Here is a 14,928-nt window from a genome sequence, read left to right as displayed (position 1 = left end):
GCGCGCAGGCACCAGTCACCGAGGGGAAGAGGCGTTACCGGTGCTGCCAAGCTCGTCAGAACATGACACCGTGCCTCGCCCCAGGGGGTGTTCAAACGAATACGGTCATACCATTCAGGATAGCGCTCCAGGCGGTCGAGGTCGGCAAAAGTCGCCGCGCCGACGGCATGGATCTCGCGGAGGTGGCTCATACCGCTTGCCACCCGGCATACAAGGCGAATACCACGCCGCACGCGAGCCACCCGAGAAGGGCATAGGGCAGGTTCCAGCGCAGCATGTCGCGCGACCGGATGCCGTAGCGCACGCACAGCGCCAGGTTGCTGCCCGACAGCGGGCTGCAGCCGGTTCCCAGAGCCCAACTCATCAAGAACATCATGCCGAGCAAAGTCGGGTCCGGTGACATGGGTTGCACGAGTGGCGCCAGCGTGGCGATGCCCACGAGCGGATGAATGCCGACGAAGGCCAATACCACGAGAATACCTTGCGTCACCCAGGCGGCAAAACTCCCAAAATGGTCGAGGGGAATGAGTTGCCGATCGGGGGCGCTGGCGATCAGGGCCGCCAGGCCACTCGAAATGACCCCGGCGACCAGAAACAACGCGAACTGAGGACCCAGCCGCGGTAGCCCCTCGTTGAGCTGCTGATGCAAGCGCTGGCGTCGGGATGCGGACGGTACCAGCAGGATCGCGAAGAAGGGCGACGCGATGGCGATGATCAAGGGGATGGACAGCGACGGCCAGATGAAGTGGGTCACGACCACGCTCGAGGCCAGCGCACCCGGCAACAGCAAGCTGCCTTTTTCGAGCGGATAACCGATGAACGTGCCCGGCAATCGGTGTGCATCGAGCGCGATGAGTCCGAGCAGAAGCATCGCCGCCAAACCGCCCCAGGGCAAAAGCGCGAGAAAGTCGAGGCCTGGCGAGTAGGTCAGGGCAACGCCCATGGCGACGAAGAACGGCGACCAGGCGGCAGCTGCCGGAAAGGCGCGCCCCAGCACGCTGACCTGCTTGCGTGTCAGACGTCCCTCGCGTTGCATGCGATCGCCGAACAGGAACAGTACCGAGAGATTGATGACGGCACCGAAGAGATGCACGCCGGCCAGCGTGCCCCAGAAACTGCCGTGACGCTCGCCTCCCGAGGCGTCGTCGGCAGCGGGACGCGCCATGGAGAGAAAGCTGACGCCGGCGAACATCATCAGCAGCGGCTGGTTGATGCTCACGGCCGTGGCCAGGGATGTTGGCGTATCTCGCCACAGCGCCACCAGCCAGATCGAGACGCCGGCCAGGCCCAGCCATAGCGTCTGTCGTCGCGAAGCGCGCGGTAGCGTCAACCCCAGTCGCAGCGTGGCCAGCCAGCCGAGGACAGCGGCCGGCCAAAGCGGCAGGTGCAGCAACGAGCAGGCGATGCTGAGAGCCAGCATCGCGATGATGAGCAGACTCGAGGGACGTATCGCCATGCCTCAGCCGGGCAGTTGCTGACGTCGCCGGCGTGCATAGGCAGCGGCGCTGACGAACAAGGCAAGCGCGGCCAGGGTTTCCAGCACGCCCCAGACCAGGCGGCCCGGCACCTGGGCGATCATCAGGCCCTGCAGGATGTACAACAGGCTGACGAAAGCGAGCATCACATGTCCGCGCGGTCGTTTCGTGACGACCGAGGGCAGAAATAGTACCAGCGGCAACAAGCGTACGACGATCGGCATCAAGGCAACCTGGCCGCTGGCATGCATCTGCCAGCCCCCCAGGATCTGCAAGACAGCCAGAGCGCCCATGCTGCCCCATACGCCTCGGCGTGCCAGCAATGCCGCCTGATCGAGGCCGTGGCGCGTTGCCATGCGATCCAGCCACTGTCGCATCATGCCTCCTCGTGCAGGGAGCGCATGGCCAGCGCGAGGCAGCCCAGCCGCGCCCCCTGGGCCCTGGCCAGCGCGGTCTCGTCGACGTCGAGTTCGCGCTCGGCCTTGGCGCCCGCCAGGTGACTGGTCCCGTAGGGCGTGCCCCCGGACCGAGTCGTCAGCAGCTGCGTTTCCCGGTACGGCACGCCGGCATACACCATGCCGTGATGCAGCAAGGGCACCAGCATCGTCAAGAGAGTCGCTTCCTGGCCACCATGCAGACTCGCCGTGGAGGTAAAGGCGGTCGCCGGTTTGTCGGTCAGGGCACCGTTCATCCAGAGTTCACTGGTGGTATCGAGGAAATACTTGAGCGGCGAGGCCATGTTGCCGAAGCGTGTGGGGCTGCCCAGTGCAAGGCCGTGACAGTGGCGCAGATCGTCGAGGGTGGCATAGACGGCCCCTTCGGCGGGGATTTCCGGGTCGACCGCTTCGGTGGTCGGCGACACGGGAGGCACGGTGCGCAGGCGGGCCGCGATGCCGGCGACACTCTCGATGCCGGCCGCGAGCTGTTGTGCCATTTCCTGCGTGGCGCCGTGACGCGAGTAGAACAGCACGAGTACATAAGGCGTTTCTGAGGCGGAGCGGGTCATGACGAGTCTCGTGTCGTGGGGATGTCGGTCATTCGACCAGGGCCAGAATCGCTTCCGGCGGGCGGCCGATGCGTGCTCGCCGGCCATCGTCGAGAATCGGGCGTTGCATGAGGCGAGGGTGCTCGGCAATCGCCTGCAGGCGCTCTTCGTCGCTGGGCGCCTCGAGTGCCAGGGCTTTCCACTGCGCCTCGTTGGTGCGCACCAGGGCGGGAACGCCATCTTCCAGCCGTTGCGCCAGGTCGCGTAGCGCGTCGATGTCCAATGGGGCGTCCAGATAACGATGAACGTTGACATCGACCCCGCGTGCCTCGAGAAGGGCAAGCGCTTCCCGGGACTTGGAACAGCGCGGGTTGTGGTAGAGTGTAAAAGTCGTCATGCCTTGACTCCGGCAGCGGGATTCGACGCATCAAACAATTAGTTAAGCATTTTAGAGCGCCACATGCGACGCCCACAACTCCTTGACCGCCGCTGGCTGACCATCATCCTGCGCAGCTTGCGTGAACTGATTCAGCGTTTCGATGCGCATGACGGACTCAAGACGGCATCCGCCTTGACCTACACCACGTTGTTCGCGGTGGTGCCGTTCATGACCGTCTTGTATGCAATGCTCTCGGCCATTCCCAGCTTCCAGGGGATCAGCGAACAGCTGCAGGCCTTGATCTTCAGCCAGTTCGTGCCGGCGACCGGGTCGGCACTGGTCGAGCATTTGCGCGATTTTTCACGACAGGCGCGTAGCCTGACGTTGATCGGGTTGATGTTCTTGCTGGTGACGGCGGTGATGATGATGGTGACCGTGGAGCGCGCCTTCAACAATATCTGGCATGTGTCGCGCAGCCGACGCGGCGTTTCCAGTTTCCTGCTGTACTGGGCAGTGCTTACGCTCGGCCCCTTGTTGCTGGGCTCGGGGTTCTTGCTGTCTTCCTATCTGGCATCGCTGACACTGGTGCGAGGGGCCGCCGAAGTGCTGGGCGGGCCGGTCGCCTTTCTGCGTTTGCTGCCGCTGACGTTGAGTTTCACGGCGTTCGTGTTCATCTACATGGCCGTGCCCAACTGCCGGGTACGGTTTCGGCACGCCGTGGCGGGCGCCGGGCTGGCCGCCCTGGCGCTGGAGCTCGCCAAGGGGGCATTCTCGCTGTATGTCACGTACTTTCCGTCTTATCAGGTCATCTACGGGACCTTTGCCGCCGTTCCCTTGTTTCTGGTGTGGGTGTTCTTGTCCTGGGCGATCGTGTTGGTCGGCGCTGAACTGGCTGCCTGGCTGGGGGAGCGTCGGCGTGCCGAGTGGCGCTACTGGGCGCCGTTCTGGCAAGCGCTGGGGGTCGTGTCTCACCTGTACGACGCCCATCGGCGAGGGCAGGCCGTGTACGATCGGGAACTGGCGATGCGACTGGGGGCTCGCTATTCGGACGTGATGGCGCCCTTGCAGACACTGGGCGTGGCCGTGCAGCTCGATAACGATCGCTGGATGCTGGGACGCGACCTCGGTGCCTTGTCGCTCTGGGATTTCCAGCGAGCCATGCCCTGGGCCGTGCCTCTTGGCGAATCGTCGCCCGCGCCGGAGATGCAGGCGATCCATGCGGCGCTGCAAGAAGCCGAGCGCCATCGCCAGCAGGTGCTGACGCAACCCATGGAGCATCTGTTGGCAGAGGGGGCACGCAACGACTCGCCGTGACCTTGCCTTGGGCATCGTAGTTTATACCGTTATCTTCCGTGGCTTGCGAAAAATAAAAAAAGTTCATATGCGTCGATACACCCATGCGCTCGTGCCATCTTCCAACCTGACGTTGACGCGGCGATAGCGGGCGCCGATGCGCTCGTAGCGGTCCAGGCGTTGCAGCGCGGGAGTGCTTACCTTCAACAGCTCGCCCTCGACCGTGCCTCCGACCCGCGGGGAAATATCCAGGTCATTGCGTGTGTAGCCTTTCAGCGTGGCAGGGGACGATGCAATGTCGCTATCTCCCGTGACCAGCCAGCGTATCAGGTCATAACGCAGGGTGCCGTAGACGAAGACAGCGTGTCGCTCGAGGCGGGTATCCACGATCGGCGGTGAGGCCGGCGGTTCGTAGCCGTATGGGCTTCGAAAGGTGTACCAGAGGTAACCGCCTCCGACGACGGTACTCAGCATGAGCACGATGCCCAGCCTGATTCCCCAGCGCATTGAATGTCTCCCTGTCTCGTTCCCGTGACCAGGCGGGTGCTTGCCGTCAGGGCCGGGGAGTGTGGCATTATCCAATGAGGTTGGAAACCTTCGGGGATTCCGGTAACAGGGCCTTAGGAGACAATGCCGATGAGCCAGCACATGCGGGATGATCTGTTTCGGGAAGCGCTGGGAGAGGATGTCCAACCCCTGACCAAGGGACGCGACAAGGCCGATGTCACGCGTGGCCCGGCGAGGCCCTCCGAGGCGCAGTTGGCGCGTCGCGCACAGGCACAAGCCGCCGACGAGGAGAACAACTTCCTTTCCGACGAATTCGTCGACCTGGTCGGTCCGGCCGATCCGGTCGAATACCGCCGGGACGGTATCCAGATCGGCGTCGTGGATCGTCTGCGACATGGAGGCTATGCCCCCGAGGCATCGCTGCATTTACAGAAGAAACCGATCCCCGAATGCCGCCGAGAACTGTTTCGTTTCATTCGGGAAGCTCGCGAGCACGATCTGCGCTGCGTGCTGATCGTGCACGGTCGCAGTCAGGCCATCGATGGCCACGCCAATGTGGTGCGGTCCTACCTGGGCAAATGGTTGGCGCAGTTCGAGGAGGTGCAGGCCTACGTCTCGGCGCACAAGAGCCACGGCGGCTTGGGGGCCACCTATGTCATGCTGCGCAAGTCGGAGCGAGCCCGTGCCCGGAATCGCGAGCGGCAACAGAAACGACGCGGCTAAGCGCGCCGCGCCATATGCGGAAGGAAGGGCCGACGTCATGCCTCTCGCGAGGCGACGTCGGCCGGATCTCGGCGAGACTCAGGCGCTTTCGCGCATGCGGCGCCGAAACAGTGGCTCCGGGGTATCGGTGCCGGGCTGATAGCTGAGGCTGAAGGTGTCCAGCGCGTTGAGGGCATCTTCGACGATCTGGTCCTCGCGCAGCCAGAAAGCATCGAAACCGCAGCGCGACATGTAGTACAGCTGGTCGATCAGGACATCGCCGACCGCGCGAATCTGTCCCTGGTAACCGTAACGTTCCCGCAGCAGGCGCGCGAGGCTGTAGCCACGGCCATCGGTGAACTTGGGAAAGTCGATGGCGATCAGCGGTGCACCCAGCAGCTGCGTGGCGAGCTCGGGCGTGAGCTCGGTGTCACTGGCCAGCAGCGGGGCGACATCGTCGCCCGGGGCAGCTTGCCACTGCGCGAGCGGGACGATGGCACGCCCGTTCACGGAATGCGGCGCTTCGTCTTCGAGAAGCAGTGTCCAGTCGTCTTCCACGACGTGCCGACCGACGATCAGGGTGCGCTGCTCAGGCATAGACATGCTCCTTGAAAGGTTTCAGGCCGATGCGACGATACGTGTCGAGGAAGGTCTCGTCGGCCGTGCGTTCCCCGACGTACACCTTCAACAGCTTGTCGATGACATCCGGGACATCCTCGCGATAGAAGGAGGGGCCCAGAATCTTGCCCAGAGACGATTCGTTGCCCTGGCTGCCGCCCAGCGAAATCTGATAGTACTCTTCGCCTTTCTTGTCGACCCCGAGGATGCCGATGTGGCCCACGTGGTGGTGACCGCAGGCATTCATGCAGCCCGAGATGTTGAGCTCCAGCGGTCCCAGGTCATAGAGGAAATCGAGATCCTCGAAACGTTCCTGGATCGACTGGGCGACGGGAATCGACTTGGCGTTGGCCAGCGAGCAGTAATCGCCCCCCGGGCAGCAGATCAAATCGGCCAGGGTGCCGACGGTCGGGTTGGCCATGCCGAGTGCCTCGAGCTTCTGCCAGAGCTCCTCCATGCGGTCCACCGGAACGTCGGTCAGCACCAGATTCTGCTCGTGGGTAACGCGCACCTCGCCATAGCCGAATTCGTCGGCCAGGTCGGCCACGGCGGCCATGTCTGCGGAGGTCACGTCGCCGGGCGAATGATCGTGACGCTTGAGCGACAGGGTCACGGCCTTGTATCCGCGCACCTTGTGATCGGTGACGTTGTTGGTGACGAAACGCGCGAAGGCACGATTTTCACTGCGCAGGCGTTCGAAGTCCGCGATGGCGTCCTCGGAGACGTCGCGACGCGGCGGTTCGACGAAGTGCCCGGCCACGGCGGAGATCGCTTCCTCGGTCAACGTCTGCGGGCCGTCCTTGAGATGTGCCCATTCGGCCTCGACACGGCGCCGGAACTCATCGATGCCCAGCGCCTTGACCAGAATCTTGATACGCGCCTTGAACTTGTTGTCGCGGCGGCCGTACTGGTTGTAGACACGCAGGATGGCTTCGAGATACGTGAGCAGGTGCTGCCACGGCAGATCGTCGCACATCACGGCACCGATCATCGGGGTGCGTCCGAGGCCACCGCCGGCCAGCACCTTGACGCGGACATCGCCGTCGTCGTTGCGCCAGAAGCGCAGACCCACGTCGTGCACCTGGATGGCGGCGCGGTCTTCCTCGGCACCGGTCACGGCGATCTTGAACTTGCGCGGCAGATAGGCGAATTCCGGGTGGAAGGTCGACCACTGACGGATCAGTTCGCACCAGGGACGCGGATCGACATCCTCGTCGGCGGCGATGCCCGAGAACTGATCGGTCGTGGTGTTGCGGATATCGTTGCCGCTGGTCTGAATGGCATGCATCTGCACGCTGGCCAGATCCGCCAGGATGTCGGGTACGTCCTCGAGCTTGGGCCAGTTCAGCTGCAGGTTGGTGCGCGTGGTGAAATGGCCATAGCCGCGATCGTAGCGTGCAGCGATCTCGCCCAGCTTGCGCAACTGGTAGGACGCCAGCATGCCGTAGGGAATGGCAATGCGCAGCATGGGGGCATAACGCTGCACGTAGAGGCCGTTCTGCACGCGCAGCGGCAGGAATTCCTCATCGCTGATCTTGCCCTCGAGATAGCGGCGCATCTGGTCGCGGAACTGCGCGACACGTTCATCGACGAGTGTTTGGTCGTACGAGTCGTACCGATACATACAGGCGGTGTCCTGCTAGTCACATGGATTGCCGTAGCAGGGCACCTTACCCTGCCTTCTATATTCTTTGAAAGAATAAATAATAATAGGTTATTGCTTTTATGTTATTAAAAACGCCATGCATGGCGTTACAGGGCGAGGCGTTGCCAGTGGCGACGCTGCCAGATCGTCGTGAACCATAACGAGTTCATGCAGCGGTAGCCTAACTGAACCCACCAGACCCCGGCCAGACCGTGGCCGAGCGAGACGCCCACCCACCATGCCAATGGCAGGAAGGCCACCCATTGTAGCAGCAGCGTCACTTTCATCACCGTGCGATTGGCGCCCGCGCCGAGCAGTGCCTGAGCGAGCACGATGGCTGCCGCATCGAGCACGATCATGGCGGCGGTCAGGCGTAGTGGCAGACGCCCCATGTCGATCAGGGCGGGATCATGCAGGAACATGCCCAGCAGCCACTCGGGGGCCCATGCCATCGGCAAGGCCAGGAGCGCGAGGCATAGCCAGGCGAGCCGTACCGCGTCCCATCCCCAGCGATGGGCGTCTTCGGGCGAGGCCTGCCCCAGCGACTGGCCCACCAGACTCATCGCTGCCAGCCCGAGGCCGACGCCGGGGAGGATCAGGAACAGCGAGAGATTGACCAGCACATGGCCGACCGCGACGCTGGCACCGCTGACATGCCCGAGAATCCAGAACAGCACGGCATAGCCCGCCGCAAAGCAGAATTGCTGAAAGGAATGAGGCGCCGCCAGACGCAGGGTGCGCACGTATACCGCCAGCGGAGGACGGCGCGACAGAAAGCCGTTGCCGCGGGCATGGCGACGGCTGAGCATGGCCCACATCAGGACACCGACGAGCAGCGATAGCGTGGTGCCCGCACCCGCACCGGCAGGACCCAGGCGGGGCAAGCCCGCCCAGCCATAGATCAGCGCTGCGCTGGCCGCGACATTGACGACCTGGGTGACGAGCATGATCCGCAAGTACACGTCGGTACGCTGGATGCCGTACCAGTAACCGCGGAAGCAGAAGATCAGCGCCACCGGCAGCAGGCCGGCGATCCGCCAGCGGAAATAGTCGACCGCGACCCGCTGGATGGCGTCGTCGCCGTTGAGCCAGGCGATCACCCGCGGCGCTTGCCACAGGCCGGCCGCGCTCACGGGGATGGCCAGGCACAGCGCGATGAGCAAGCCGGCGTTGAGCGCCTCGGCGCGACGCGCGACCACCTGCTCGCCATGGCGGCGCGCGGTTTGTGCCTGCACCCCCGAGGACAATCCGAACAGCAGGGCGGTGACCATGAACATGGCATAGCCGCCGATGCCGACGCCGGCCAGGGCCGTCTCGCCCAGGCCGCCCACCAGGGCGGCGTCGACCAGGTTGAGCAGGCTCTGCGAGAGCATGCCGCCCATGATCGGCAGGGCCAGTCGCAGCAACAGGGCAAAGCGCGATAGCGGAGCGTTCAAGGCGACTCCGCCTCTCGCTGGTCGGCGGCCGCCCACCCGGTCTGCACGTTCGCCCTCATTCGGGATCGTAGGACAGTACCGGCGACAGCCAGCGCTCGAGCTCGGCGAGTGACATGCCCTTGCGCGCTGCCAGCGACTCGACCTGATCGCGACCGATCTTGCCGGTGGAGAAATACTTCGAGCGCGGGTGCGAGAAATACCAGCCGGAGACCGCGGCCGAAGGCCACATGGCGTAACTGTCGGTCAGCTCGATGCCGGTCTTGGCGGTGGCGTCCAGCAGCCGGAACAGCGTGGCCTTTTCGGTATGATCCGGACAGGCCGGGTAGCCCGGCGCGGGACGGATGCCCTGGTACTGCTCGGCGATCAGGGCATCGTTGTCCAGGGTTTCGTCGGGCACGTAGGCCCAGAATTCCTTGCGCACCCGCTCGTGCATGCGTTCGGCGAAGGCTTCCGCGAGCCGGTCGGCCAGGGCCTTGACCATGATGGCGTTGTAGTCGTCGCCGGCCGCTTCGTACTGCGCCGCCAGCGCATCCGCGCCATGTCCCGTGGTCACCGCGAAGCCGCCGATCCAGTCCACCTGGTCGCTGGGCTCGCCGTTGTCGAGACGACGCGGCGCGATGAAGTCGGCGAGGCTCTGGCAGACGCCGTCGCGATTCTTGGTCGTCTGCTGGCGAATGTGATGCAGGCGCTCGATCACCGTGCGACGCGAGGTGTCGGCATAGACCTCGAGGGTATCGTCATCCACGCTATTGGCCGGCCACATGCCGATGACGCCGCGTGCCGTGATATGGCGCTCGTCGATCAGCTTGCGCAGCATCGTCTGCGCATCGGCGAACAGGCTGCGTGCCGCCTCGCCGACGACGTCGTCCTCGAGAATCCTGGGGTACTTGCCCGAGAGCTGCCAGCTCATGAAGAAGGGCGTCCAGTCGATGCGTTCGACCAGCTCTTCCAGCGGGTAGTCGTCGAACACCTTGAGCCCGCTGAAGGTCGGTGTCGGCGGCGTGTAGTCGGCCCAGTCGAGAGCCGGGCGGCGCTTGCGCGCCTCGGCATAGCTCAGGTCGGCGGCCTTGGGACGGCGCTTGGCGTTACGCTCGCGCACCTTGTCGTATTCGTCGCTGATCTCCGCGACATAGCCCGGCTTGAGGCTCGGGGAGAGCAGGCGGCTGGCGACGCCGACCGCACGCGAGGCATCGCTGACATAGATGACCGGCTGGTCGTACTGCGGGGCGATCTTGACCGCCGTGTGGGCCTTGGAAGTCGTCGCACCACCGATCAGCAGCGGCAGCGTAAAGCCCTGGCGCTGCATTTCCTTGGCGACATGGACCATCTCGTCCAGCGACGGGGTGATCAGTCCGGACAGGCCGATGATGTCCGCATTGTGCTCGCGCGCGGCGGCGAAGATCTTTTCCGCCGGCACCATGACACCGAGGTCGATGACCTCATAGTTGTTGCACTGCAGGACCACGCCGACGATGTTCTTGCCGATGTCGTGAACGTCCCCCTTGACCGTGGCCATCACGATCTTGCCCTTGGCCTGGGTGCCTTCGCTCTTCTCGGCTTCGATGTAGGGAATCAGGTAGGCCACCGCCTGCTTCATCACTCGGGCCGACTTGACCACCTGGGGCAGGAACATCTTGCCGGCGCCGAAAAGGTCGCCGACCACGTTCATGCCGTCCATCAGCGGACCTTCGATGACCTCGATGGGGCGCGCGGCACGCTGCCGGGCCTGCTCGGTGTCTTCCTCGATGTAAGCGGTGATGCCCTTGATCAGGGCATGCTCGATGCGCTTCTCGACCTCCCAGCTGCGCCATTCCAGGTCTTCTTTCTTCTCGCCGCCGCTGCCATCGCCCTTGTACTTGTCGGCGATATCGAGCAGGCGCTCCGTGCCATCGTCGCGGCGGTTGAGCACCACGTCTTCGACGGCCTCGCGGAGCTCCTCGGGCAGGTCGTCGTAGACCGCCAGCTGGCCGGCGTTGACGATCCCCATGGTCAGCCCGGCCTTGATGGCGTGATAGAGGAAGACCGAATGGATCGCCTCGCGTACCGCGTTATTGCCCCGGAAGGAGAACGACACATTGGACACGCCGCCCGAGAGCATGGCGTGCGGCAGGTGCTCGCGAATCCACTTCGATGCTTCGATGAAGTCGACGGCGTAGTTGTTGTGCTCCTCGATGCCCGTGGCGATGGCGAAGATGTTGGGATCGAAGATGATGTCCTCGGCGGGGAAGCCGATATCGTCCACCAGCAGGCGGTAGGCGCGTTCGCAGATTTCCGTCTTGCGCTGGAAAGTGTCCGCCTGACCTTCCTCGTCGAAGGCCATGACCACGATGGCGGCGCCATACCGGCGGCATGCCGTGGCCTGTTGCCGAAAGGCGTCTTCGCCTTCCTTGAGGGAAATCGAGTTGACGACGGCCTTGCCCTGAACGCACTTGAGTCCCGCCTCGATGATTTCCCACTTCGAGGAATCGATCATGACCGGGACGCGGGAGATGTCGGGCTCCGAGGCGATCAAGTTCAGAAAGCGCACCATGGCGTCCTGTGACTCGAGCATGCCCTCGTCCATGTTGATGTCGATGACCTGGGCGCCGTTTTCGACCTGTTCGAGCGCCACCTCGAGCGCCGTGGTGTAGTCCTCCTCCTTGATCAGGCGCTTGAAGCGCGCGGAGCCGGTCACGTTGGTGCGCTCGCCGACATTGACGAACAGCGAGTCCGCCTCGATGTTGAAGGGCTCCAGCCCCGCGAGGCGACATGCCTTGGGGCGCTCGACGACCTGGCGCGGCGGCAGCTCGCCCACGGCATCGCGAATGGCGGCGATGTGTTCCGGCGCCGTACCGCAACAGCCGCCGATGATGTTGACCAGGCCACTTTCGGCGAACTCGCGCACGATCGTGGCCATTTCCTCGGCGGTCTGGTCGTACTCGCCGAATTCGTTGGGGAGCCCGGCGTTGGGGTGGGCCGAGACGTAGGTATCGGCCTTGTGGGAAAGCTCCTCGAGATAGGGGCGCAGCTCCGCCGCGCCGAGGGCGCAGTTGAGCCCCACGGACAGCGGCTGGGCGTGGCGTATCGAGTTCCAGAACGCTTCGGTGGTCTGCCCGGAGAGCGTGCGCCCGGAAGCGTCGGTGATGGTGCCGGAAATCATCACCGGCAAGCGTTCGCCGCGCGCTTCGAACAGCATCTCGAGGGCGTAGATGGCCGCCTTGGCATTGAGCGTGTCGAAGATGGTTTCGATCATGATCAGATCGGCACCGCCCTCGAGGAGCGCCTCGGCGGCCTGATAATAATTGTCGCACAGCTGATCGAAGGTCACGTTTCGCTTGGCGGGATCGTTGACGTCCGGCGACAGCGATGCCGTGCGCGATGTCGGTCCCAGCACCCCGGCGACGTAGCGCGGCACCCCGGTTTCCCGGGCCACCGCGTCGCAGACGTCCTTGGCCAGGCGCGCGGCTTCGCGATTGAGCTCGGGGACCAGGGACTGCATGCCGTAATCGGATTGCGACAGCTGGGTGCTGTTGAAGGTGTTGGTCTCGACGATATCGGCACCGGCCTCGAGGTAGGCACGGTGGATGTCACGCACCACGTCGGGACGCGTCAGGACCAGCAGGTCGTTGTTGCCCTTGAGCTCGCTGGGCCAGTCGGCGAAGCGTTGCCCGCGAAAGTCGCCCTCGTCGAGTTCGTAGCCTTGCAGCATGGTCCCCATGCCGCCATCGAGGATCATGATGCGCCGTGACAGCTGTTCCTGCAGCGAGGCGAACGAGGCGGCGAGCGGTAGGGATGAAGCAATGGCGGCAGGCATGTCGGCGTGTGTCTCCAGCGTAATTCCGTGCGACGTGGCAAGACTCGTCGAGACCGGCAGGACGCCGGTTTCACGAATGTGACGTACGAGGTGGCGATGGTACCAGAAGCGCCCCAACGAGGGCAGTCGTCAAGACCCAGCAAAATACTCGGGATTGTGCTGGGCGATGCTTTTTCATACCATTGAAGGCAACATCTCAGGTAGAGAGCAGAATTTATGAGTCAGCCCATTCAGATCACCGACAACGCTCAGGAATACCTCGCCGAGCTGTTGGCCAAGCAGAACGTCGAAGGCATTGCGGTGCGTATCTTCATCACGCAGCCGGGCACCCCCTACGCCGAGACGTGCCTGGCCTATTGTCGCCCGGGCGAGGAAGAACCCAGCGATGAGCGCCTCGACCTGGACAAGATCACGGTCTACCTCGAGAAGAACAGCATCGCGTTTCTCGAAGAGGCGGTGGTCGACTTCAACGCGGACCGCATGGGTGGCCAGCTGACCATCAAGGCGCCCAACGCCAAGATGCCCAAGGTCAATGCGGACAGCCCCCTCGAAGATCGCGTCAACTACGTGCTCTACAGCGAGATCAATCCGGGCCTGGCCGCGCATGGTGGCGAGATCCGCCTGATGCAGCTGACCGAGGAAAACGTTGCCGTGCTGCAGTTCGGTGGCGGCTGCCAGGGGTGTGCCGCGGTCGATCTCACGCTCAAGGAAGGGGTCGAGAAGACCTTGATCGAGCGCGTGCCCGAACTTGCCGGCATCCGCGATGTGACCGACCACACGGACGACACCAACGCCTATTATCGCTGACGCGTCAGGCGCCCAGCCGGCACCTGTCTCGTCGGTATCCGGGGACGTACCCGGCAAGGCGCGTGTCGCCCGGAAAACGATCGAAAGCCCGCCTCGTGCGGGCTTTTGTCGTTTCCGGGGCATTCATGAGGCGTGCTGGTGAGACAGGTCGAGCAAGGGCGGGTCAGACGACGAACGGGGGCAGGGGCAGGCGCGCCAATTTCTCGCGCAACTCGCGATTGAGGGCATGCTGCTGCTCGAGTTCGCGCTCCATGCGCCGGTTGTCGCTCTGCGCCTGCTGCAGCTGGCCCTGGCTTTCCCGCAGCTTGCTTTCCAGCGCCTGACGCTGGGAGGCCTCGTTGCGTGCCTTCTCTTCCAGCGCCGTGTAGTGGCGTCGCTGTTCGGTGAGCTCGGCGTTCACGCGTTCGAGTTTCTTTTCCAGCGCCTCGGTGCGTTTTTCCGCCTGTTTCTCGGCGTTGTGTCGCTCCTGGCGAGCGTCGTCGAGCAGTCCCATCAGGCGCGCCTCGGCCGCTTCATGGCGCTGTTCTTCCTGCTTCAACTGCGCCTGATGCTCACGCGTGGCACTCGCCAGGGCAGCCTTGTGTTCCGCGCGTAACGCTTCCAGTTGGCGCTGATGCGCCTCGCATTCGTCGTTCAGCTGCTGCACGCGACGCGCCTGTTGCGCTTCCTGCTGACGAGCCGTCTGGGCTTCGCTTTGCGCATTGGCCAGCTGCACGGTCTTTTCTTCCAGGCGTGCCTGGGCCTGCTCGAAATGCGTGTTCAGCGCCGCGAGGCGTTCTTCGGTATCCGCCGTCTTGCGCAGGGCGGCCTGAGTCTCTGCATGTGCCTCTTCGACGCGCCGGTCGGCCTCCTGGCGATAATGCGCCAGCGACTCTGCCGCCAGCGCCTGAGCCCTTTCCCAGAGGTCCTTCATCCATTCCTGCAGCGGCTCCGGTGGGGCATCGCCGGGTGTGACATCCCGGTTGCGCTCTCGTCGCAGCCGCCATTCCCGCAGGTGATCGCTGATGGTCGTGAAGCTGCCCGTGCCCAGTATGTCCCGGATTTTCTGCACGGTGGGCGCCTCGTCTCGACGCAGCAGCGTATCGATAGCGCGCTGTACGTCTTCGTATTGAATGCCGTTGCGGGCCATGTCGTGTCCTCTATACCGGGCGCCATGTGGAGCGTTGTCGTCTTTTGCACAGCATATCGCGTTGTCGGTGTTTGGCAAGCATTACGTAAAAAATTTTACGTATTGTACACTACGAAATAGTCAGAAAATTCAAGATTACGCGCATTATCTTGATTATTT

General features: G+C 63.8%; 13 protein-coding genes. 3 read left to right on the top strand and 10 right to left on the bottom strand.

Going from position 1 to position 14,928, the window contains the following annotated elements; all coding sequences use genetic code 11:
- Positions 1 to 187 precede the first annotated feature (187 nt).
- The 4 genes from CSAL_RS09640 to arsC are packed head-to-tail and all read right to left on the bottom strand — an operon-like array spanning position 188 to position 2,857.
- Entirely contained in the window at positions 188 to 1,456 is a 1,269-nt protein-coding gene (locus CSAL_RS09640) for a hypothetical protein (protein ID WP_011507197.1), read from the bottom strand.
- Between the two features lie 3 nt (positions 1,457 to 1,459).
- Positions 1,460 to 1,855 carry a DUF2069 domain-containing protein gene (locus tag CSAL_RS09635; RefSeq protein ID WP_148266821.1) on the bottom strand — a complete coding sequence of 132 codons (396 nt, stop codon included), beginning with the start codon at positions 1,853 to 1,855 and terminating at the stop codon, positions 1,460 to 1,462.
- Positions 1,852 to 2,481, bottom strand: a complete 630-nt coding sequence (gene wrbA / locus CSAL_RS09630) for an NAD(P)H:quinone oxidoreductase (RefSeq protein ID WP_011507195.1) — start codon at positions 2,479 to 2,481, stop codon at positions 1,852 to 1,854. Before wrbA ends, CSAL_RS09635 begins: the two co-directional genes overlap by 4 nt.
- Before the next feature lie 28 nt (positions 2,482 to 2,509).
- Complete coding sequence (arsC, locus tag CSAL_RS09625; protein ID WP_011507194.1) at positions 2,510 to 2,857, bottom strand: arsenate reductase (glutaredoxin); 348 nt, start codon at positions 2,855 to 2,857, stop codon at positions 2,510 to 2,512.
- A 63-nt stretch (positions 2,858 to 2,920) separates the two neighbouring features.
- Between arsC and CSAL_RS09620 the strand changes: the two genes are divergently transcribed.
- Positions 2,921 to 4,153: a YihY family inner membrane protein gene (locus CSAL_RS09620; protein ID WP_011507193.1), complete on the top strand. Its 1,233-nt coding sequence runs from the start codon at positions 2,921 to 2,923 to the stop codon at positions 4,151 to 4,153.
- A 63-nt stretch (positions 4,154 to 4,216) separates the two neighbouring features.
- Here the strand turns inward: CSAL_RS09620 and CSAL_RS09615 are convergent, their stop codons facing one another.
- A complete protein-coding gene (locus CSAL_RS09615; RefSeq protein ID WP_011507192.1) occupies positions 4,217 to 4,639 on the bottom strand; it encodes a gamma-glutamylcyclotransferase family protein in 423 nt (140 codons plus the stop codon).
- A 129-nt stretch (positions 4,640 to 4,768) separates the two neighbouring features.
- Between CSAL_RS09615 and smrA the strand changes: the two genes are divergently transcribed.
- Positions 4,769 to 5,362, top strand: coding sequence for a DNA endonuclease SmrA (gene smrA / locus CSAL_RS09610; protein WP_011507191.1), 594 nt, complete (start codon positions 4,769 to 4,771; stop codon positions 5,360 to 5,362).
- A 78-nt stretch (positions 5,363 to 5,440) separates the two neighbouring features.
- On the opposite strand, the gene CSAL_RS09605 is transcribed toward smrA, so the two are convergent.
- From CSAL_RS09605 to metH, 4 genes are all read right to left on the bottom strand, one after another.
- The gene (locus CSAL_RS09605) at positions 5,441 to 5,938 is read right to left on the bottom strand and encodes a DUF934 domain-containing protein (protein ID WP_011507190.1); all 498 of its coding nucleotides are present in this window, start codon (positions 5,936 to 5,938) and stop codon (positions 5,441 to 5,443) included.
- On the bottom strand, positions 5,931 to 7,583 hold the full coding sequence (locus CSAL_RS09600; RefSeq protein WP_011507189.1) for a nitrite/sulfite reductase: 1,653 nt from the start codon (positions 7,581 to 7,583) through the stop codon (positions 5,931 to 5,933). Before CSAL_RS09600 ends, CSAL_RS09605 begins: the two co-directional genes overlap by 8 nt.
- 128 nt (positions 7,584 to 7,711) lie before the next feature.
- Positions 7,712 to 9,040 (bottom strand): MATE family efflux transporter, encoded by a 1,329-nt coding sequence (locus CSAL_RS09595; RefSeq protein ID WP_011507188.1) that lies wholly within the window; start codon positions 9,038 to 9,040, stop codon positions 7,712 to 7,714.
- Between the two features lie 55 nt (positions 9,041 to 9,095).
- Positions 9,096 to 12,833, bottom strand: coding sequence for a methionine synthase (gene metH / locus CSAL_RS09590; protein WP_011507187.1), 3,738 nt, complete (start codon positions 12,831 to 12,833; stop codon positions 9,096 to 9,098).
- Between the two features lie 216 nt (positions 12,834 to 13,049).
- Between metH and nfuA the strand changes: the two genes are divergently transcribed.
- Complete coding sequence (nfuA, locus tag CSAL_RS09585; protein WP_011507186.1) at positions 13,050 to 13,640, top strand: Fe-S biogenesis protein NfuA; 591 nt, start codon at positions 13,050 to 13,052, stop codon at positions 13,638 to 13,640.
- A gap of 163 nt (positions 13,641 to 13,803) precedes the next feature.
- Here nfuA and CSAL_RS09580 read toward each other — a convergent pair whose 3' ends face one another.
- A complete protein-coding gene (locus CSAL_RS09580) occupies positions 13,804 to 14,769 on the bottom strand; it encodes a DNA-binding protein (RefSeq protein ID WP_011507185.1) in 966 nt (321 codons plus the stop codon).
- Between the last annotated feature and the right edge of the window lie 159 nt (positions 14,770 to 14,928).

The sequence above is a fragment of the Chromohalobacter israelensis DSM 3043 genome (assembly GCF_000055785.1).
GTDB lineage: Bacteria > Pseudomonadota > Gammaproteobacteria > Pseudomonadales > Halomonadaceae > Chromohalobacter > Chromohalobacter israelensis.
Note: the sequence above shows the minus strand (reverse complement) of the source record. Positions and strands in the feature narration are given on the sequence as shown.

Coding starts and splice junctions, on each gene's coding strand:
- CSAL_RS09640 (WP_011507197.1), bottom strand. CDS start 1,456: ATGGCGATACGTCCCTCGAGTCTGCTCATCATCGCGATGCTGGCTCTC.
- CSAL_RS09635 (WP_148266821.1), bottom strand. CDS start 1,855: ATGATGCGACAGTGGCTGGATCGCATGGCAACGCGCCACGGCCTCGAT.
- wrbA (WP_011507195.1), bottom strand. CDS start 2,481: ATGACCCGCTCCGCCTCAGAAACGCCTTATGTACTCGTGCTGTTCTAC.
- arsC (WP_011507194.1), bottom strand. CDS start 2,857: ATGACGACTTTTACACTCTACCACAACCCGCGCTGTTCCAAGTCCCGG.
- CSAL_RS09620 (WP_011507193.1), top strand. CDS start 2,921: ATGCGACGCCCACAACTCCTTGACCGCCGCTGGCTGACCATCATCCTG.
- CSAL_RS09615 (WP_011507192.1), bottom strand. CDS start 4,639: ATGCGCTGGGGAATCAGGCTGGGCATCGTGCTCATGCTGAGTACCGTC.
- smrA (WP_011507191.1), top strand. CDS start 4,769: ATGAGCCAGCACATGCGGGATGATCTGTTTCGGGAAGCGCTGGGAGAG.
- CSAL_RS09605 (WP_011507190.1), bottom strand. CDS start 5,938: ATGCCTGAGCAGCGCACCCTGATCGTCGGTCGGCACGTCGTGGAAGAC.
- CSAL_RS09600 (WP_011507189.1), bottom strand. CDS start 7,583: ATGTATCGGTACGACTCGTACGACCAAACACTCGTCGATGAACGTGTC.
- metH (WP_011507187.1), bottom strand. CDS start 12,833: ATGCCTGCCGCCATTGCTTCATCCCTACCGCTCGCCGCCTCGTTCGCC.
- nfuA (WP_011507186.1), top strand. CDS start 13,050: ATGAGTCAGCCCATTCAGATCACCGACAACGCTCAGGAATACCTCGCC.
- CSAL_RS09580 (WP_011507185.1), bottom strand. CDS start 14,769: ATGGCCCGCAACGGCATTCAATACGAAGACGTACAGCGCGCTATCGAT.